Here is a 14780-nt window from a genome sequence, read left to right as displayed (position 1 = left end):
ACGTAATTTATTTGTTAATGATAAGGAAATTAATTATGTATACATCAAAATGGAACATTGGGATCGACCTATATCAAGATAGAATACAGCTAGTCGCTGCAAAGCGGCGCAGACAATATTGGCACTTATGTGAATGTTGGCAACAACAATTACCATTCGAGCTGACGGATAGTTCTAGCCATGAACAATATAAAATTTTACTGAATATTTTATTACAATGGCGTCAGAAATTACCTAAAAAGTGTTCTGTCTCCTTCGCATTACCCGCTGTTCGCACAATAAAACAACAAATTTCATTACCAAGTGAAATCAATTTGCCACAGCCAGAACTCGGTTGGTATTTACAATCTCAAGCTGAAAAACGTTTTGCTATGCACGCCCAAGAGCTAGTTATCGACTATCGTGTCATCAAGCAACAAGTTTATTTTAATGGGGCTCGCCAGTCAGATATTACTTTTTGGCAAAACCTACTTACAGAAAGCGGGTTCAACCTGCTGGCTATTGATGTCGCCCCCATAGCTTTACGCTATGTGGCAAGAAATGCGGGTTTACCCGATGAATGTTGGGTTGTTCATTATCGTCAAGGTGAATGGCTTTGGTCAGGGCCAATTAGCCAGCCAGCGAATTATAACCATTTGCAAGATACCGATATCCCAACAATTTCTCATTTACTGCCCTTTCTTGATCAAGAAAACACCTCTCCCGCCTCACCTATCTACCTCATTACAGACCATCAGCATACTCATCGTACTGCTGAGGCAGCTCATCTCTGGGAATTACGCCAAGCTTTTCAACAGAGTAATATTAAATTACCCCAATTGCTGGGAGATTTTGTGATTGCGGCTGGTCTTGCTTTACGTCATGGAGATATTTAACTGATGGAACTATACCAAGTTAATTTTCTCCCTTGGCGCCAACGGCAAATAAAAAAGAAGATCCGAGCGTTTTTACTTTTTTGTTCTGTGATTTGCTGCTCGGTGATTACAGCATGTGTATTTTTATTTATTTTTCAACACATTGAGATAGAAGACCTAAAAAATAGAAAGCATAATAACCAACTGCAATACGAGCAGATACAACAATTAACATTGCAAATCACAGATCAACAAACACAAATTAATCGTTTAATGAACCAAAAAAGAAAGATAGATAACATTATGGTAAATAACCAATTTTTACTTGGTCTTTTACAAAATCTTTCAACTATAACTCCCCCCAGAAGCTGGCTAACAAATCTACAGTTAATGAATAACAAAATAGAAATCAAAGCTAACAGCTATGACTTTCAAGATATCAACTCGCTCGGCCTACAACTTAAAAATCATCCTGGTTTGAGTGACATTCAATTGAAAAAAATCAGCCGAGTGAATCAGTTAAACCGTTTACATCTAACAGCCAAATATCAAGGGGGTCTCGATGAGTGAATCAACACATTCTTTTTGGTATCGTCCATTTTGGCAACAAACTCTACCTGTTTGGTTCTTAATTGCGCTTTGTATCTCAATGGGGTATTTTTTACACTGGAAGGAAAATCAAAATAAAATCATGGAATTAGATACTGAAAACCTGAATTTAATTGAAGCCATCGCAAAAGAAACAAAAATCATCCACCGCTCACCTTCATTACAACAGCTTGAAAAACAAGCTCAATTGTTAAAACAATCCGTTAATATTCAAGAAGCGCCTCTTGAATCCCTTACGCAGTTAAATATCTTACTCTCACATTCATCTGTCACACTTAACCAGTTACAACCAACTGATATCAATACCTATTTCATGGAACTTCAGGGCACTTTCATTCCTATTTATCACGTTATAGAACAGCTTCTTACCCTTCCTCAAACACAAAAATGGCATTTCCATGATATAAAAATATATTTAAAACAAGGGATTATCGTTACCACCATCTCATTTTCATTATTCAACAACTCTCTCGCTATCAAGGATGATAACCATAATGAATAGTTCACTAATTAACATTCCCAAAGTGATTGTTGTGGGGCTCTTCTTTCTATTTTCATTTTTAGTCTCTGCCGAAGAGATTCGAGATCCCTTTGCACCACTAACGCCACCTTTTACAACAGAAAATCACCTCAACTCAGAGACAGTAGTCGCACCGATAACGCCAAATAAAACATCACTAACCGAAAAAATATTTAAATTAGTCTCAATCAATGTCGAAGAAGTTCGTCATCTATTAGAGCATTCAGGTACTTCGTTATTATCAAAAAATGCATCTATCCATCACGATATCACGACAAACAGTCTCATTATTAAAGATAGTCCAGAGCGGTTAGCACTGATTGATGAGTGGATAAAACATAAAGATAAGCCGAATAAACAAGTGCAAATCACCGCACATATCATTAGTAGCAGCCGAACTGCATTACAAGAATTGGGTTTAGAGTGGGGAATGATGACAGGGGGAAATCTGACCACTAATCATTTAAATCGCTACAACCGTTACTCTTCAACATCAGGGCAATTTTCCTTCAACGTTCTTAGCCTTAGTGATGGTTTACTTGAAATGAAACTAAAAGCATTAGAAAAAGAAAATCTGCTTTCTATTATTGCAAGTCCTCGCTTAGTTGCTTCACATCAACAAGCCGCAAGTATTCAGCAAGGTACAGAGATCCCCTACGTCACCAGTAGTGAAAAGAAAACTCACGTACAATTTAAAGACGCTGTACTGGGGATGGATGTCACACCTTCCATTGCACGTGATGAAAAAATTGAGTTAATCCTTAAAATTAGCCATAACTCGCCTGATACGGCACTCACGAGCAGTCAACATCATCACTTGGCCATCAATAAGCAAGAAATCGCCACAACCGTCACCATCAAAAATAACGAAACCCTTATTCTTGGGGGGATTTTTCAGCAAAAACAAGAAAAAACAGAGATGGGGTTACCTTTTTTATCCCATATCCCTTTCTTAGGGGCATTATTTACAAATACGGCAGAGCATACAGATAAGCGTGTCCTTATTGTTTTTATAACACCAAAACTTATCAATATTTAATATGGGAAAAATAACACATATACTTCAACTAGTTGAATACGCAATAAGTCAAAGATGACAAAAAAAAATATTTTTTATGCCATAAACCTGCCGGATAAATTTGACGCTGGCGTCGTTTTAGCATACAAGGTTATCCATTGAGTGTTCTAACTATCCGTAGATTAAAGAACAAGCTGTCAGTCGCTTATAAAACAGCCACAATTAATGTTGCTCTACACTTAACAGAAATAGCTAGCTAATACTAATAGCCAAAAACTGTTAAAAACCATGATAAACAAGGCATTAGACAACATAGACGGCTCAAATATCGAAACCTGTAATTTGAAATATGGCACTTTGCATGCTTAGTGCCATATTTATATAGTTGCAATTCAGGTTGATGTATTGAGATAATTTTCTTATCTGATCTCACATCATCACTTATGAGGTTTCAGTTTAGGTCCCGCCGCTAATCTGATTGGCGGGGCGGGTAATCATTAACGAATAATCGTAGTAATACCAAAAAACATGGCAGAGAAACGCAATATCTTTCTGGTTGGACCAATGGGTGCTGGCAAAAGTACTATTGGCCGTCAGTTGGCTCAACAGCTTAATATGGAGTTTTTCGACTCTGATCACGAGATAGAAAAACGCACTGGCGCGGATGTAGGCTGGGTATTCGACCTTGAAGGCGAAGAAGGCTTTCGCGATCGCGAAGAAAAAATCATCAATGAGCTTACAGAGAAACAAGGCATTGTATTAGCAACGGGCGGTGGCTCTGTTAAGTCCAAAGAGACCCGTAACCGCTTATCCGCTCGCGGTGTCGTTGTTTATCTTGAGACCACTATTGAGAAGCAACTATCTCGTACACAACGTGACAAAAAACGTCCACTGCTACAAGTTGACGAACCCGCACGTGAGGTACTTGAGAAACTGGCTGACGAACGTAATCCTATGTATGAAGAAATTGCTGATATTACTATTCATACTGATGAGCAAAGCGCAAAAGTTGTTGCCAGCCAAATCATTGAACTATTAGAAAAAAACTAATTATTCATGGTGTTATTTTCAAAAATGAACTCAAGGTGGTAAAGCAAGATGGAAAAAGTCACCGTCACTCTAGGCGAACGTAGTTATCCAATCAATATTGCACCCGGCTTATATCAACAAACGGGGGCGTTTTGGCCATTAACTGCGGGTCAACGAGCAATGGTTGTGACAAATGAAACTCTTGCACCTATTTATCTCGATAAGATAAAGAATGCCCTTGAATCTTCAGGCGTAAAAGTTGATACCATCATTTTACCCGATGGTGAACAATACAAATCATTATTCATTATGAATGATGTATTTACCGCATTACTTGAAAAACACCATAACCGTGACACCACCCTCATCGCTCTTGGTGGGGGCGTCATTGGCGACCTTACAGGCTTTGCTGCAGCAAGCTATCAGCGTGGCGTGCGTTTTATTCAAGTCCCTACAACCTTATTATCTCAAGTGGATTCTTCTGTCGGTGGTAAAACCGCCGTCAATCATCCATTAGGGAAAAATATGATCGGTGCATTTTATCAACCGGCTTCTGTTGTGGTTGATCTCAACTGCTTGAAAACACTTCCACCAAGAGAACTCGCCTCCGGCTTAGCCGAAGTCATTAAATACGGCATTATCCTCGATAGTGAGTTTTTTAGCTGGCTAGAAGAGAATATTGATGCTCTCCTCTCTCTTGATGACCAAGCGATGGCCTACTGTATTCGCCGTTGTTGTGAACTAAAAGCACAAGTCGTCGCTGCGGATGAAAAAGAAACTAGTGGGTTACGTGCACTATTAAACTTAGGTCATACTTTTGGCCACGCTATCGAGGCGCATATGGGTTATGGCGTCTGGTTACATGGTGAAGCTGTAGCCGCTGGTATGGTCATGGCAGCAAAAACAGCTGAATTGCTTGGTCAATTTACTCCTGAACAAACTCAGCGGGTAGTCACACTTTTAAAGCGTGCATCACTTCCCGTCAAAGGCCCTTCACAAATGAAGCCCGATGATTATCTTCCACATATGATGCGGGATAAAAAAGTGATGGGTGGAAAACTGCATTTAATTTTACCTACCACAATCGGCTATTCGGAAATGCGTTCAGATGTTGATACGCAAACTGTCATTGCGGCAATATCATCCTGTATGCCATAAAACGAAGAAAAAACCGAATATTTTACTGACGTTTTAAAATGTTACTGGTAGATGTTCGCTAAAGTCGTTAAATTATACGGTATGCCTACACCTATAGACGAAACTCTGAAAAGCATATTATCAATACCACTTTGGCTAGCGTGGTATTACGAAAGGATATATGCTTTAAAAATAAGCAGCAATGTCCTGCTTGGTCGTTAAGAGGTTGTACTGATAAGAGACATTTTATCTCTACTATAGGCAAATTTTATTCGGGAGAGGAAAATGGACGAATTTAAACCAGATAACCAGCCTCAAGGTCAAAATGACCTTAGGCCAGATACATCAGATAGACCGACAGGGCGTTCACGCCAATCATCTGCTGCAAAACCTAAAATTGCACTCTCACGCCAACATATCATGATCGGCGTGGGTGTCTTAGTTTTATTGCTGCTCATTATTGCTATCAGCTCAGCGTTAAAAGCCCCTACAGAGCATGAAAAGCAACAAACAACGGGTGCAAATAATTCACAAAATATCGACTTATCGGGCTCCTCATCGTTGACAAACTCACAAGGTCAAACGCTATCAGGACAACCACAAGAAATTACAGGTTCACAAATTACGCCAACGCCAACCCAAGGAGAGCCTCAAACTCAACCAAATGGTCTGGGAGAGCGAATCGAAATACCTGGCGATGTGGTTGATGCCTTAAATCAAGGCCAAGTTTCGGTACCAGGCACTAACCAGCCACAAAATACGGCACCGTTAACGCCACCACCGGTTAAACCTGTCGAACAACAACCTGCCGTCAAACCAGTGGCGCCAGAAAAAACACCTGTAAAACCCGTTGAGCAAAAACATCCTGTGCAGACTAAACAGCCAGCGAAATCCACATCAACGGCGAGTAGCCAAGGTAGTAATATCATGTCTGCGCCAGCAGGTAGCTACACATTACAGCTTAGCAGCGCAAGCCGTTCTGATACACTGGAAGCTTTTGCAAAAGAAAACAAGCTGGCCAATTACAAAGTTTATAAAACGATACGTAATGGGCAAACCTGGTATGTTCTTATTCACGGGAATTATAGTTCAGTGACCGATGCCAAAAATGCAATAGGAACCTTACCTGCTGCAGTGCAAGCGAAAAAACCGTGGGTTAGAAATATGAAACAAGTCAAACAGGATCAAAAATAACAACGTTTTTCCCCGGGCGCATTATGTTGTCCTGACAGAGTATAAATGCAGTTACTCTAAACGATTGTAATAATAAGACGGCATGAAAAAAAAACGCGCTTTTTTAAAATGGGCTGGGGGTAAATACCCCCTTGTGGAAGAAATCAAAAAACACCTTCCACAAGGTGATTGCTTAATTGAACCATTTGTTGGTGCGGGGTCAGTGTTTTTAAACACCAGTTACGATTCCTACATACTGGCAGATATTAACAGTGACCTCATCAACCTCTATAATACAGTTAAAGATAATACTGATGCTTTCATTGAAGAAGCCCAGCAAATCTTCACACCTGAATATAATACTTCCGAACAATATTATTTAATGCGTGAAGCCTTTAACCAATCGACCGATACTGAGAAACGCAGTGTCCTTTTTTTATACTTAAACCGCCACTGCTATAATGGGTTATGCCGCTATAATTCTCGTGGTGAATTTAACGTTCCCTTCGGCCGCTATAAAAAACCCTATTTCCCGAAAGAAGAATTACTGTGGTTTGCTGAAAAATCACAAAATGCGACATTTATAACTCAGCATTATGGTGAAACATTGCTCAATGCAAAAGAGGGGGCTGTTGTCTACTGTGACCCTCCTTACGCACCTTTATCAGATACAGCTAATTTTACGGCGTACCACACGAATTCCTTTAATTCGCTTGAGCAACAAAACTTAGCTATTTTGGCACAAAAATTATCAACAGAAAGCAAAATCCCTGTCTTGATCTCAAATCATGATACCCCGATGACAAGAGAGTGGTATTATCAAGCTCAGTTACATATTGTAAAAGTACGTCGCACCATTAGTAGAAATATATTAAACCGGACAAAAGTTAATGAGTTACTGGCATTATATCCGGGTATACCTAATAGCCTTTCTCCTAGACAAACGGATAAGAAAAAAATGCAGCGCCCTGTACCTAGTGCTGAATGGCTCTCAGATAACGATTAATAATCGGAGACAATTATGAAAAACTTTCTCATTGCCCCATCTATTTTATCTGCTGACTTTGCCCGTTTAGGCGAAGATACTGCCAAAGTTCTGGCTGCTGGTGCCGATATCGTGCATTTTGACGTTATGGATAACCATTATGTGCCCAACTTGACGTTTGGGGCGCCTATCTGTAAAGCGCTGCGAGACTATGGAATTACCGCCCCCATCGATGTTCATTTAATGGTCAAACCGGTCGATAGGATCATCCCAGACTTCGCTAAAGCAGGGGCAACTCATATCAGTTTCCACCCAGAGGCCAGTGAACATGTTGATCGCTCATTACAATTAATTCGCGAAAATGGCTGTACTGCAGGGCTAGTATTTAATCCAGCAACTCCACTAAGCTACCTTGATTATGTCATGGATAAAGTTGACATGATCCTGCTAATGTCCGTCAATCCAGGCTTTGGTGGCCAATCCTTTATCCCACAAACTCTCAATAAATTGCGCCAAGTCCGTAAACTCATTGATGAAAGTGGCTATGATATCCGTTTGGAAGTCGATGGCGGGGTTAAAGTTAATAATATTGCCGAAATTGCAGCAGCAGGTGCCGATACTTTTGTTGCAGGTTCCGCAATCTTCGATCAACCAGACTATAAAACCGTCATTGATGCAATGCGTAGCGAATTACAAAAGGTATCTCAATGACTGACATGGTATTAGAGAATATCAAAGCAATAGCTTTCGATTTAGACGGCACTCTTGTAGACAGCGCAGATGGCTTAGCTGAAGCCATCGACAACATGCTAAAAGAACTTGGCTTTTCACCCGCAGGTAAAGAGCGTGTCTCTATTTGGGTTGGTAATGGCGTGGATGTTTTAGTTGAACGTGCACTTTCTTGGGCTGGTACCCAAATAACACCTGAGTTACAAAAAGCTGCGCGAGCTAGCTTCGATAAATTCTATGCCATTTCTGTCACAACTGGCAGCGAACTATTCCCTGAAGTGAAAGAAACCTTAGAGCAACTAGCAAATTATGGCCTCCCAATGGGCATTGTGACCAATAAGGCCACACCATTTATTGCACCGCTCTTGAAGAAATTAGGTATTGAACACTACTTTTCTCTTGTCTTGGGTAGCGATGACGTCAAAGCTTTGAAACCACATCCCGCTCCCCTCTACTTAACGATGGGAACATTCGGTTTACGTAAAGAAGAATTGCTTTTTGTCGGCGATTCTCGTAATGATATTATTGCAGCGAAAAACGCTGAATGCCCGTGTGTCGGTCTGACCTACGGTTATAACTATGGTGAATCTATTGCACTGAGTGAACCGAACTGTGTATTAACACATTTTTCTGATTTATTACCTGCAATTGGGTTATCTGAAATAAAATAAGCAAGGACATAACTAAATGAGCACTCCCACTGAAAATTTAAAGCACCCCCAAAAACCAATCGTATTCAGCGGCGCACAGCCTTCCGGTGAATTAACCATCGGTAACTATATGGGTGCATTACGTCAGTGGGTACAAATGCAAGATGACTACGATTGCATTTACTGTATCGTTGACCAGCACGCAATTACCGTTCGCCAAGACCCTATCGAACTGCGTAAAAGAACTCTCGATACACTCGCGCTTTATTTAGCCTGTGGCATTGACCCGAAAAAAAGTACCATTTTTGTACAGTCACATGTGCCGCAACATGCCCAATTGAGCTGGGCGCTTAACTGCTACACCTATTTCGGTGAATTGAGCCGTATGACTCAATTTAAAGATAAATCAGCGCGCCATGCAGAAAATATCAATGCCGGCCTATTTGACTACCCAGTATTAATGGCTGCGGATATTTTAATTTATCAAACAAATCAAGTACCTGTTGGTATTGACCAGAAACAGCATCTTGAATTGAGCCGAGATATTGCTCAACGCTTCAATGCCATTTATGGTGATATTTTCACAGTACCCGATCCATTCATTCCAACTGGTGGTGGCGCTCGTGTTATGGCATTACAAGATCCAACCAAGAAAATGTCTAAGTCCGATGATAACCGTAACAACGTTATCGCCTTATTAGAAGACCCGAAATCTGTCGTGAAAAAAATCAAACGCGCAATGACTGACTCCGAAGAGCCACCGCGTATTCGTTATGATTTAGAAAATAAGCCGGGTGTTTCTAATTTATTAGACATTATGTCAGGCGTGACTGGCAAAAAAATTGCAGAACTTGAAACAGAATTTGAAGGGCAAATGTACGGTCATCTTAAAGGCGCTGTGGCTGAAGCCGTTTCCGGTATGTTGACCACACTGCAAACTCGTTACCATGAATTCCGTAATGATGAAGCGTTGCTCAACCAAATTATGGATGAAGGCGCAACGAAAGCAGCTGCACGTGCACAAGAAACCCTAGATAAAGTTTACGAAGCAATTGGTTTTGTTAAACGCCCACAACGCTAGCCAAATAAAAAGCGCTTACTCATCAATGGGTGAGCGCTTCCATTAATACATAATCAATTTTTTTCACAAACTCCTTCTATTTTTCTATCTGGAGTCCCCCCATCTTTATCTATTAAATACCTTATCTATTGATTTTAAATTATTTAATTAATAATAAGGGCACCCTATGTTATTCAAAAACAAACATGCTATTGTTCAAGGCGGCTCACGTGGTATTGGTGCGGCTATTGTGAAAAAACTCGCCAGAGACGGGGCCAATGTTACTTTCACCTATGCCTCATCAGATGAAAATGCAAAATTATTGATCACTGAAACAGCGCAATTTCCCGGTAAAGTCATGGCTATCAAAGCCAATAGTGCTAATGAGTATGAAATTACAGCAGCAATCAAACAGTCATTTGATAAGTTTGGATCTATTGATATTTTAATTAACAGTATTGGTATTCTTGAATTTGGTTCAGTAGAAACCCTCTCTCTAGAGTCATTTGATCGTTCCTATTCCCTAAATGTACGCAGCTTATTTATTGCCAGCCAATCCGCATTAGCGGTTATGAATGATAATGGACGAATAATTCACATTGGCAGTGTCAACTCAGAGCGAGTGCCATTTGAAGGCGGGTCTGCCTACGCGATGAGTAAATCAGCCATCATTGGCTTAACAAAAGGCATGGCTAGAGATGTGGCTTCAAGAGGGATAACGGTCAATAACGTTCAGCCAGGCCCCGTAAATACAGATATGAATCCAGAACAAGGCGAGTTTGCAGAGAGTCTGAAACAAATAATGGCCTTAAAACGCTACGCTAGTGCTGATGAAATTGCTGATTTTGTATTGTACTTAGCTAGCCCTGCTGCTGCTTATATCACGGGAGCAAATTTAAATATTGATGGTGGATTCACAGCTTAGTCTTCGCTTTTGCTTATAACAAAAAAACGGGATATTTTTCCCGTTTTTCATTAACCAATGAGTTTAACTTTAATTATTGAAAATCTTTGTCGGTATATAACTGAGTTGCTTTTACACCTTCAATATTTTTCGCACCACCTAACATCATATTGATAGATAATTCTTTATTTAATTGCTGAATGACAGAATTAACCCCTTCTGCACCACCTAAATTTAATCCATAAAGAATAGGACGGCCTACAGCCACAACATCAGCACCACTCGCTAAAGCTTTAAATACATGTGAACCACGGCGTACACCACTGTCAAAAACAATAGGAACACGTTTATTCACTACTTTTGCAATTGACGGCAACACATCAAAAGATGCAGGACCACTGTCTAATTGACGACCACCATGATTAGACACCCAAATAGCATCCGCGCCAGCTTTTATCACAACATCAGCATCTTCAGGTGATTGAATACCTTTGACAATAACCGGTAAACCTGACAATTTTTTCACATATTGAATATCTGCTGGCGTAAATGCTTGCTTCGCTTGCGCATAAATTTCACTGATCCCAGCACCTTTACCTGTTTTCGAGCCATCGCTATTTTGCTGAGCAAATAGTTCTAAATTGGCAAAACCTAACGGAAACTGAAAATTATTACGAATATCATCTTCACGATATCCACCAACAGGTGAGTCCACCGTCAAAATGATCGCTTTAGCACCACTTTCTTTAGCCCGTTTCAACGTAAATTCATTGAAAGCCTCGTTTTTACTCATATACAGCTGAAAAAAGAATGGGTTATTTCCCGAAACTTCCGCAACTTCTTCAATAGTTTTATTGCCATAAGTACTGAGAGAAAAAATAGAACCTGCTTTAGCCATACCTTTTGCAGTCGCTATTTCACCCTCTTTATGAGCGAGACCTTGAGCCGCCATCGGCGCCTGAATAATCGGTGTTTTAAGTTTAATACCTAAAAAATCAGTTGATAAATCAATATCTGAAATTTCAATACCTTGCATCACACGTGGCATAATGTATTTTTTATCAAAATGCTGCGTATTTTTATTTAAATTCAGCTCATCTTCAGCACCACCACGGATGTAGCCAAAAGCGCCTTTTTCCATATTTTTTGCCACTTGGCTTTCTAGCTCATCCAAATTGACAATTTTAATTGGGCCTTCTTTATCGCTCGCTTTATATTCAGCAGCTTGAGCCGTCCCTAATGTTAAAGCAACAGCTAATAGTGTTGATGTCACAACGGTATTTTTTTTGAAATTCAACATGATTAATCCTTTACTTTCTTGTACTTATTACCACAAATTATTGTTTAATGGCTTCTGCCTGGATCTTGATAGTGACATTCTGAGTCATACCATCTTTCACTAAGAAATCGATACCCCACTGTGTACGATCAATAGTTGCTTCAAAATCACCACCACAAACATCCGCTTTAAAAATTGGGCTGAAGTAACAACCAAACTTTGTTGTTTTTAATTGAATAGGGTGTGATTCGCCTTTCATTGTCAGTACACCGTCAATAGAAACAGGCTTGTTATCAACGAAATTCCATTTAGACGACTTAAATTCAATCGTTGGGTACTTGGCAACATCTAACATATCTGCACTTTTGATATGATTGTCGAATGCAGGTAAACCTGTATTTAATGTTTCCGCAGGGATGATAACATTCACGCTACCTGTTTGTTTTTCCAGAGAATAAGTCATATCGCCCGTAATATTATGAAATCCACCGCTATTGGTTGAAGTATTAAAATGGTCAATATAGAACACCGCTTTCGTATGCGTTGGGTCTAATTTATAGTCAGCCGCCTGAGCGGTTCCAAAAACAAATAAAGATGCCAATAAAGGTAAAGCTAGCTTTTTCATGTACGTTCCTTAAACTTTAAGTGCAAATAAACTGCCCTTATTCGTAATAAAGGCAGCCTTATTTCATTTCGTGAGTTAAATATCGTGAGTATTTCTTTAATTAACGCTCTGAATCTAATTGCTCATTATTTTTCAGAACTTCTTGTGCTTTGCTGTAGCTTTCAATTAATAATTGATAGGCAGGGAAGATTTGCGTGTAAGCCATTGCCCATTCAGCTGCATCTTCACGGTTCCAAGTCCCTTGTAATTCTGAAGCAACCGCAGCAGTATCCATCGGCACCACACCCGCTTGAACAACTCGAGCCAAGGTAATTTCTTGCGCCATTTTGCTGTAAGTCCCTGATGCATCAATCACCACAAATACTTGGTAGCCATCCATCACCGCACTAATCGCAGGGAACGCCATACAAACACTGGTAATAGTTCCAGCAATAATCAGTTGTTTTTTACCTGTTGCTTTCACGGCCGCCACAAACTCTGGGTTATCCCATGCATTAATTTCACCGCGGCGTGCAATATATTGTGCATGTGGTGCATTTTGATGAATTTCTGGGATCAACGGACCGTTTGGGCCTTGAGGTACAGAAGCCGTTGTTATTACGGGAATTTTTGCAAGAGATGCCATTTTAGCCAGAACAGCGGCGCGAGCACGCAATTCCGTCATTGGCATATCACCTACAGTTTGAAATAAACCACTCTGATGATCGATTAATAACATCACCGCATCTTCTGGGTTAATAGCAGGACGTTGACCATTAAAATTAGCTGGACTACTCATGATGAAACCTCTCAATCGATAAAATATGAAACCTATATTTGATTTAAAAATAGAACGATAGCCGCTCCGTTTTTGTGTTATTTAGATTAATTCATCGATTTAAGGCTGAGTAGTCCAGTTTTTGATAAACACTGTTCTATAAATAGAATTATCAGTGCTTATTCTATTGTTCTATTACTGCAACAATGAAACCTATTTTTGCCACTACCCCCTCATTATTAGCTCCTTTATTATTCAGTCATCAAAACAATTTAGGAGCAAAACCATGAAAAAAATTATTGGTATCTATCAATCTCCTCGCAGCCATTGGGTAGGAGACGGCTTCCCTGTCCGTTCAATGTTTAGCTATAACGATCATGGGAAATACCTTAATCCGTTTATTTTACTCGACAGAGCGGGGCCTTTTGATTTCCCAAGCTCAAATTCAGCAAACAGAGGCGTTGGTGAGCACCCACACCGTGGGTTTGAAACAGTCACGATTGTGTATGATGGCGAAGTGGCTCACCATGACTCTACGGGTGAAGGCGGTGTGATAGGCCCTGGTGATGTTCAGTGGATGACTGCGGCGTCCGGTATTTTGCATCAAGAGTATCAGTCTGATACCTTCATGAAAAAAGGTGGCACACTTGATATGGTGCAACTGTGGGTCAATTTGCCAGCAAAAGACAAATCAGCAGCCCCCGGCTACCAGTTGTTAGAAAGCCAAAGCATGCCAAAAGTTGCATTGCCCAATGATGCAGGTACATTGCGAGTGATCGCTGGTGACTATTTAGGCAATAGAGGTGCAGCAAAAACTTTTAGCCCATTAGATGTATGGGATTTACAGCTGAACAAAGGTAAAACTGTGGGTATCCCAACCAAAGCGGGGCGCCATGTTGGTTTAGTCATGTTACGCGGCTCAATGTTTGTTGATGGTCGTTCCGCTTTAAACGAAGGCGAGTTGATGATCCTCGACGATACAGACAGTAATATTCTGTTGGAAGCTACGGAAGACGCATTAGTACTGCTGCTCAGTGGCGATCCCATTGACGAGCCAGTTGTTGGCTACGGCCCTTTTGTGATGAATACTGTTCAAGAAATCAATGAAGCCATAAATGATTTCAACAGTGGGAAATTTGGGCGCATTCCTGAAACACAATAAATGACGAATATTTCCCTGATAGCCTAATGCGCTATCGGGGAAATTTATTTCACCGACGGTGAAATATTATCGGCCAAATAATTCAAGAGTAATTGAATTGATGGCAACAACCCTTTGCGTGATGGATATACAGCATGAATGATATCTTCAGGAAACTGCCATTTCGGTAATACCTCTACCAGACTCCCTGACCCAATGTCTTTTTCTACCACACCATAAGGCAGCCTTGCTATCCCGACACCTTTCAGTGCCGCATGGTATAAGGGGTTGTGTGCCCATTTCATCGAAA

Annotated in this window: 16 protein-coding genes and 1 pseudogene; 13 read left to right on the top strand and 4 right to left on the bottom strand. The window is 40.4% G+C overall.

The features are described from left to right. Positions 1-35: 35 nt before the first annotated feature. The 12 genes from CYG50_RS19855 (at position 36) to CYG50_RS19800 (ending at position 10689) form a co-directional block, all read left to right on the top strand. Entirely contained in the window at positions 36-875 is an 840-nt protein-coding gene (locus tag CYG50_RS19855; RefSeq protein ID WP_102140144.1) for a type IV pilus biogenesis protein PilM, read from the top strand. A gap of 3 nt (positions 876-878) precedes the next feature. Further along, complete coding sequence (locus CYG50_RS23565) at positions 879-1424, top strand: PilN domain-containing protein (RefSeq protein ID WP_102140143.1); 546 nt, start codon at positions 879-881, stop codon at positions 1422-1424. Next, positions 1417-1965: a hypothetical protein gene (locus tag CYG50_RS19845; protein ID WP_102140142.1), complete on the top strand. Its 549-nt coding sequence runs from the start codon at positions 1417-1419 to the stop codon at positions 1963-1965. The genes CYG50_RS23565 and CYG50_RS19845 overlap by 8 nt, the downstream gene beginning before the upstream one ends. Next, positions 1958-3022, top strand: coding sequence for a secretin GspD/PilQ domain-containing protein (locus CYG50_RS19840; RefSeq protein ID WP_232368214.1), 1065 nt, complete (start codon positions 1958-1960; stop codon positions 3020-3022). Before CYG50_RS19845 ends, CYG50_RS19840 begins: the two co-directional genes overlap by 8 nt. Positions 3023-3529: 507 nt before the next feature. Beyond that, on the top strand, positions 3530-4051 hold the full coding sequence (gene aroK / locus CYG50_RS19835) for a shikimate kinase AroK (RefSeq protein WP_004906592.1): 522 nt from the start codon (positions 3530-3532) through the stop codon (positions 4049-4051). Positions 4052-4099: 48 nt separating this feature from the next. Next, positions 4100-5188, top strand: a complete 1089-nt coding sequence (gene aroB, locus CYG50_RS19830; RefSeq protein WP_102140140.1) for a 3-dehydroquinate synthase — start codon at positions 4100-4102, stop codon at positions 5186-5188. Between the two features lie 264 nt (positions 5189-5452). Then, positions 5453-6361, top strand: a complete 909-nt coding sequence (locus CYG50_RS19825) for an SPOR domain-containing protein (protein WP_102140139.1) — start codon at positions 5453-5455, stop codon at positions 6359-6361. 82 nt (positions 6362-6443) lie between these two features. Beyond that, the gene (gene dam, locus CYG50_RS19820; RefSeq protein ID WP_102140138.1) at positions 6444-7346 is read left to right on the top strand and encodes an adenine-specific DNA-methyltransferase; all 903 of its coding nucleotides are present in this window, start codon (positions 6444-6446) and stop codon (positions 7344-7346) included. A gap of 15 nt (positions 7347-7361) precedes the next feature. Then, the gene (rpe, locus tag CYG50_RS19815; RefSeq protein WP_102140137.1) at positions 7362-8036 is read left to right on the top strand and encodes a ribulose-phosphate 3-epimerase; all 675 of its coding nucleotides are present in this window, start codon (positions 7362-7364) and stop codon (positions 8034-8036) included. Continuing rightward, positions 8033-8725, top strand: a complete 693-nt coding sequence (locus CYG50_RS19810; protein WP_102140136.1) for a phosphoglycolate phosphatase — start codon at positions 8033-8035, stop codon at positions 8723-8725. Before rpe ends, CYG50_RS19810 begins: the two co-directional genes overlap by 4 nt. Before the next feature lie 16 nt (positions 8726-8741). Further along, a complete protein-coding gene (gene trpS, locus CYG50_RS19805) occupies positions 8742-9785 on the top strand; it encodes a tryptophan--tRNA ligase (RefSeq protein ID WP_102140135.1) in 1044 nt (347 codons plus the stop codon). A 166-nt stretch (positions 9786-9951) separates the two neighbouring features. Next, positions 9952-10689 carry a 3-oxoacyl-ACP reductase family protein gene (locus tag CYG50_RS19800; protein WP_102140134.1) on the top strand — a complete coding sequence of 246 codons (738 nt, stop codon included), beginning with the start codon at positions 9952-9954 and terminating at the stop codon, positions 10687-10689. A gap of 73 nt (positions 10690-10762) precedes the next feature. On the opposite strand, the gene CYG50_RS19795 is transcribed toward CYG50_RS19800, so the two are convergent. From CYG50_RS19795 to CYG50_RS19785, 3 genes are all read right to left on the bottom strand, one after another. Further along, a complete protein-coding gene (locus CYG50_RS19795) occupies positions 10763-11968 on the bottom strand; it encodes a lactate oxidase (RefSeq protein ID WP_102140133.1) in 1206 nt (401 codons plus the stop codon). A 37-nt stretch (positions 11969-12005) separates the two neighbouring features. Next, on the bottom strand, positions 12006-12572 hold the full coding sequence (locus CYG50_RS19790) for a YceI family protein (protein ID WP_102140132.1): 567 nt from the start codon (positions 12570-12572) through the stop codon (positions 12006-12008). Positions 12573-12672: 100 nt separating this feature from the next. Then, positions 12673-13350, bottom strand: coding sequence for a hydrolase (locus CYG50_RS19785; protein ID WP_102140131.1), 678 nt, complete (start codon positions 13348-13350; stop codon positions 12673-12675). A gap of 265 nt (positions 13351-13615) precedes the next feature. Between CYG50_RS19785 and CYG50_RS19780 the strand changes: the two genes are divergently transcribed. Further along, positions 13616-14491: a pirin family protein gene (locus CYG50_RS19780; RefSeq protein WP_102140130.1), complete on the top strand. Its 876-nt coding sequence runs from the start codon at positions 13616-13618 to the stop codon at positions 14489-14491. 44 nt (positions 14492-14535) lie between these two features. On the opposite strand, the pseudogene CYG50_RS19775 reads toward CYG50_RS19780, so the two are convergent. Further along, a pseudogene (locus CYG50_RS19775) lies at positions 14536-14754 on the bottom strand (LysR substrate-binding domain-containing protein); the annotation flags it as partial. Positions 14755-14780: the final 26 nt, after the last annotated feature.

The organism is Providencia huaxiensis, assembly GCF_002843235.3.
Lineage (GTDB): Bacteria > Pseudomonadota > Gammaproteobacteria > Enterobacterales > Enterobacteriaceae > Providencia > Providencia huaxiensis.
Note: the sequence above shows the minus strand (reverse complement) of the source record. Positions and strands in the feature narration are given on the sequence as shown.

Bases quoted from the DNA above. Each gene is read 5' to 3' on its own strand.
- CYG50_RS19825 (WP_102140139.1), top strand. From the start codon at position 5,453: ATGGACGAATTTAAACCAGATAACCAGCCTCAAGGTCAAAATGACCTT.
- aroB (WP_102140140.1), top strand. From the start codon at position 4,100: ATGGAAAAAGTCACCGTCACTCTAGGCGAACGTAGTTATCCAATCAAT.
- CYG50_RS19855 (WP_102140144.1), top strand. From the start codon at position 36: ATGTATACATCAAAATGGAACATTGGGATCGACCTATATCAAGATAGA.
- trpS (WP_102140135.1), top strand. From the start codon at position 8,742: ATGAGCACTCCCACTGAAAATTTAAAGCACCCCCAAAAACCAATCGTA.
- CYG50_RS19810 (WP_102140136.1), top strand. From the start codon at position 8,033: ATGACTGACATGGTATTAGAGAATATCAAAGCAATAGCTTTCGATTTA.
- rpe (WP_102140137.1), top strand. From the start codon at position 7,362: ATGAAAAACTTTCTCATTGCCCCATCTATTTTATCTGCTGACTTTGCC.
- dam (WP_102140138.1), top strand. From the start codon at position 6,444: ATGAAAAAAAAACGCGCTTTTTTAAAATGGGCTGGGGGTAAATACCCC.
- CYG50_RS19780 (WP_102140130.1), top strand. From the start codon at position 13,616: ATGAAAAAAATTATTGGTATCTATCAATCTCCTCGCAGCCATTGGGTA.
- CYG50_RS19800 (WP_102140134.1), top strand. From the start codon at position 9,952: ATGTTATTCAAAAACAAACATGCTATTGTTCAAGGCGGCTCACGTGGT.
- aroK (WP_004906592.1), top strand. From the start codon at position 3,530: ATGGCAGAGAAACGCAATATCTTTCTGGTTGGACCAATGGGTGCTGGC.
- CYG50_RS19790 (WP_102140132.1), bottom strand. From the start codon at position 12,572: ATGAAAAAGCTAGCTTTACCTTTATTGGCATCTTTATTTGTTTTTGGA.
- CYG50_RS23565 (WP_102140143.1), top strand. From the start codon at position 879: ATGGAACTATACCAAGTTAATTTTCTCCCTTGGCGCCAACGGCAAATA.
- CYG50_RS19785 (WP_102140131.1), bottom strand. From the start codon at position 13,350: ATGAGTAGTCCAGCTAATTTTAATGGTCAACGTCCTGCTATTAACCCA.
- CYG50_RS19840 (WP_232368214.1), top strand. From the start codon at position 1,958: ATGAATAGTTCACTAATTAACATTCCCAAAGTGATTGTTGTGGGGCTC.
- CYG50_RS19795 (WP_102140133.1), bottom strand. From the start codon at position 11,968: ATGTTGAATTTCAAAAAAAATACCGTTGTGACATCAACACTATTAGCT.
- CYG50_RS19845 (WP_102140142.1), top strand. From the start codon at position 1,417: ATGAGTGAATCAACACATTCTTTTTGGTATCGTCCATTTTGGCAACAA.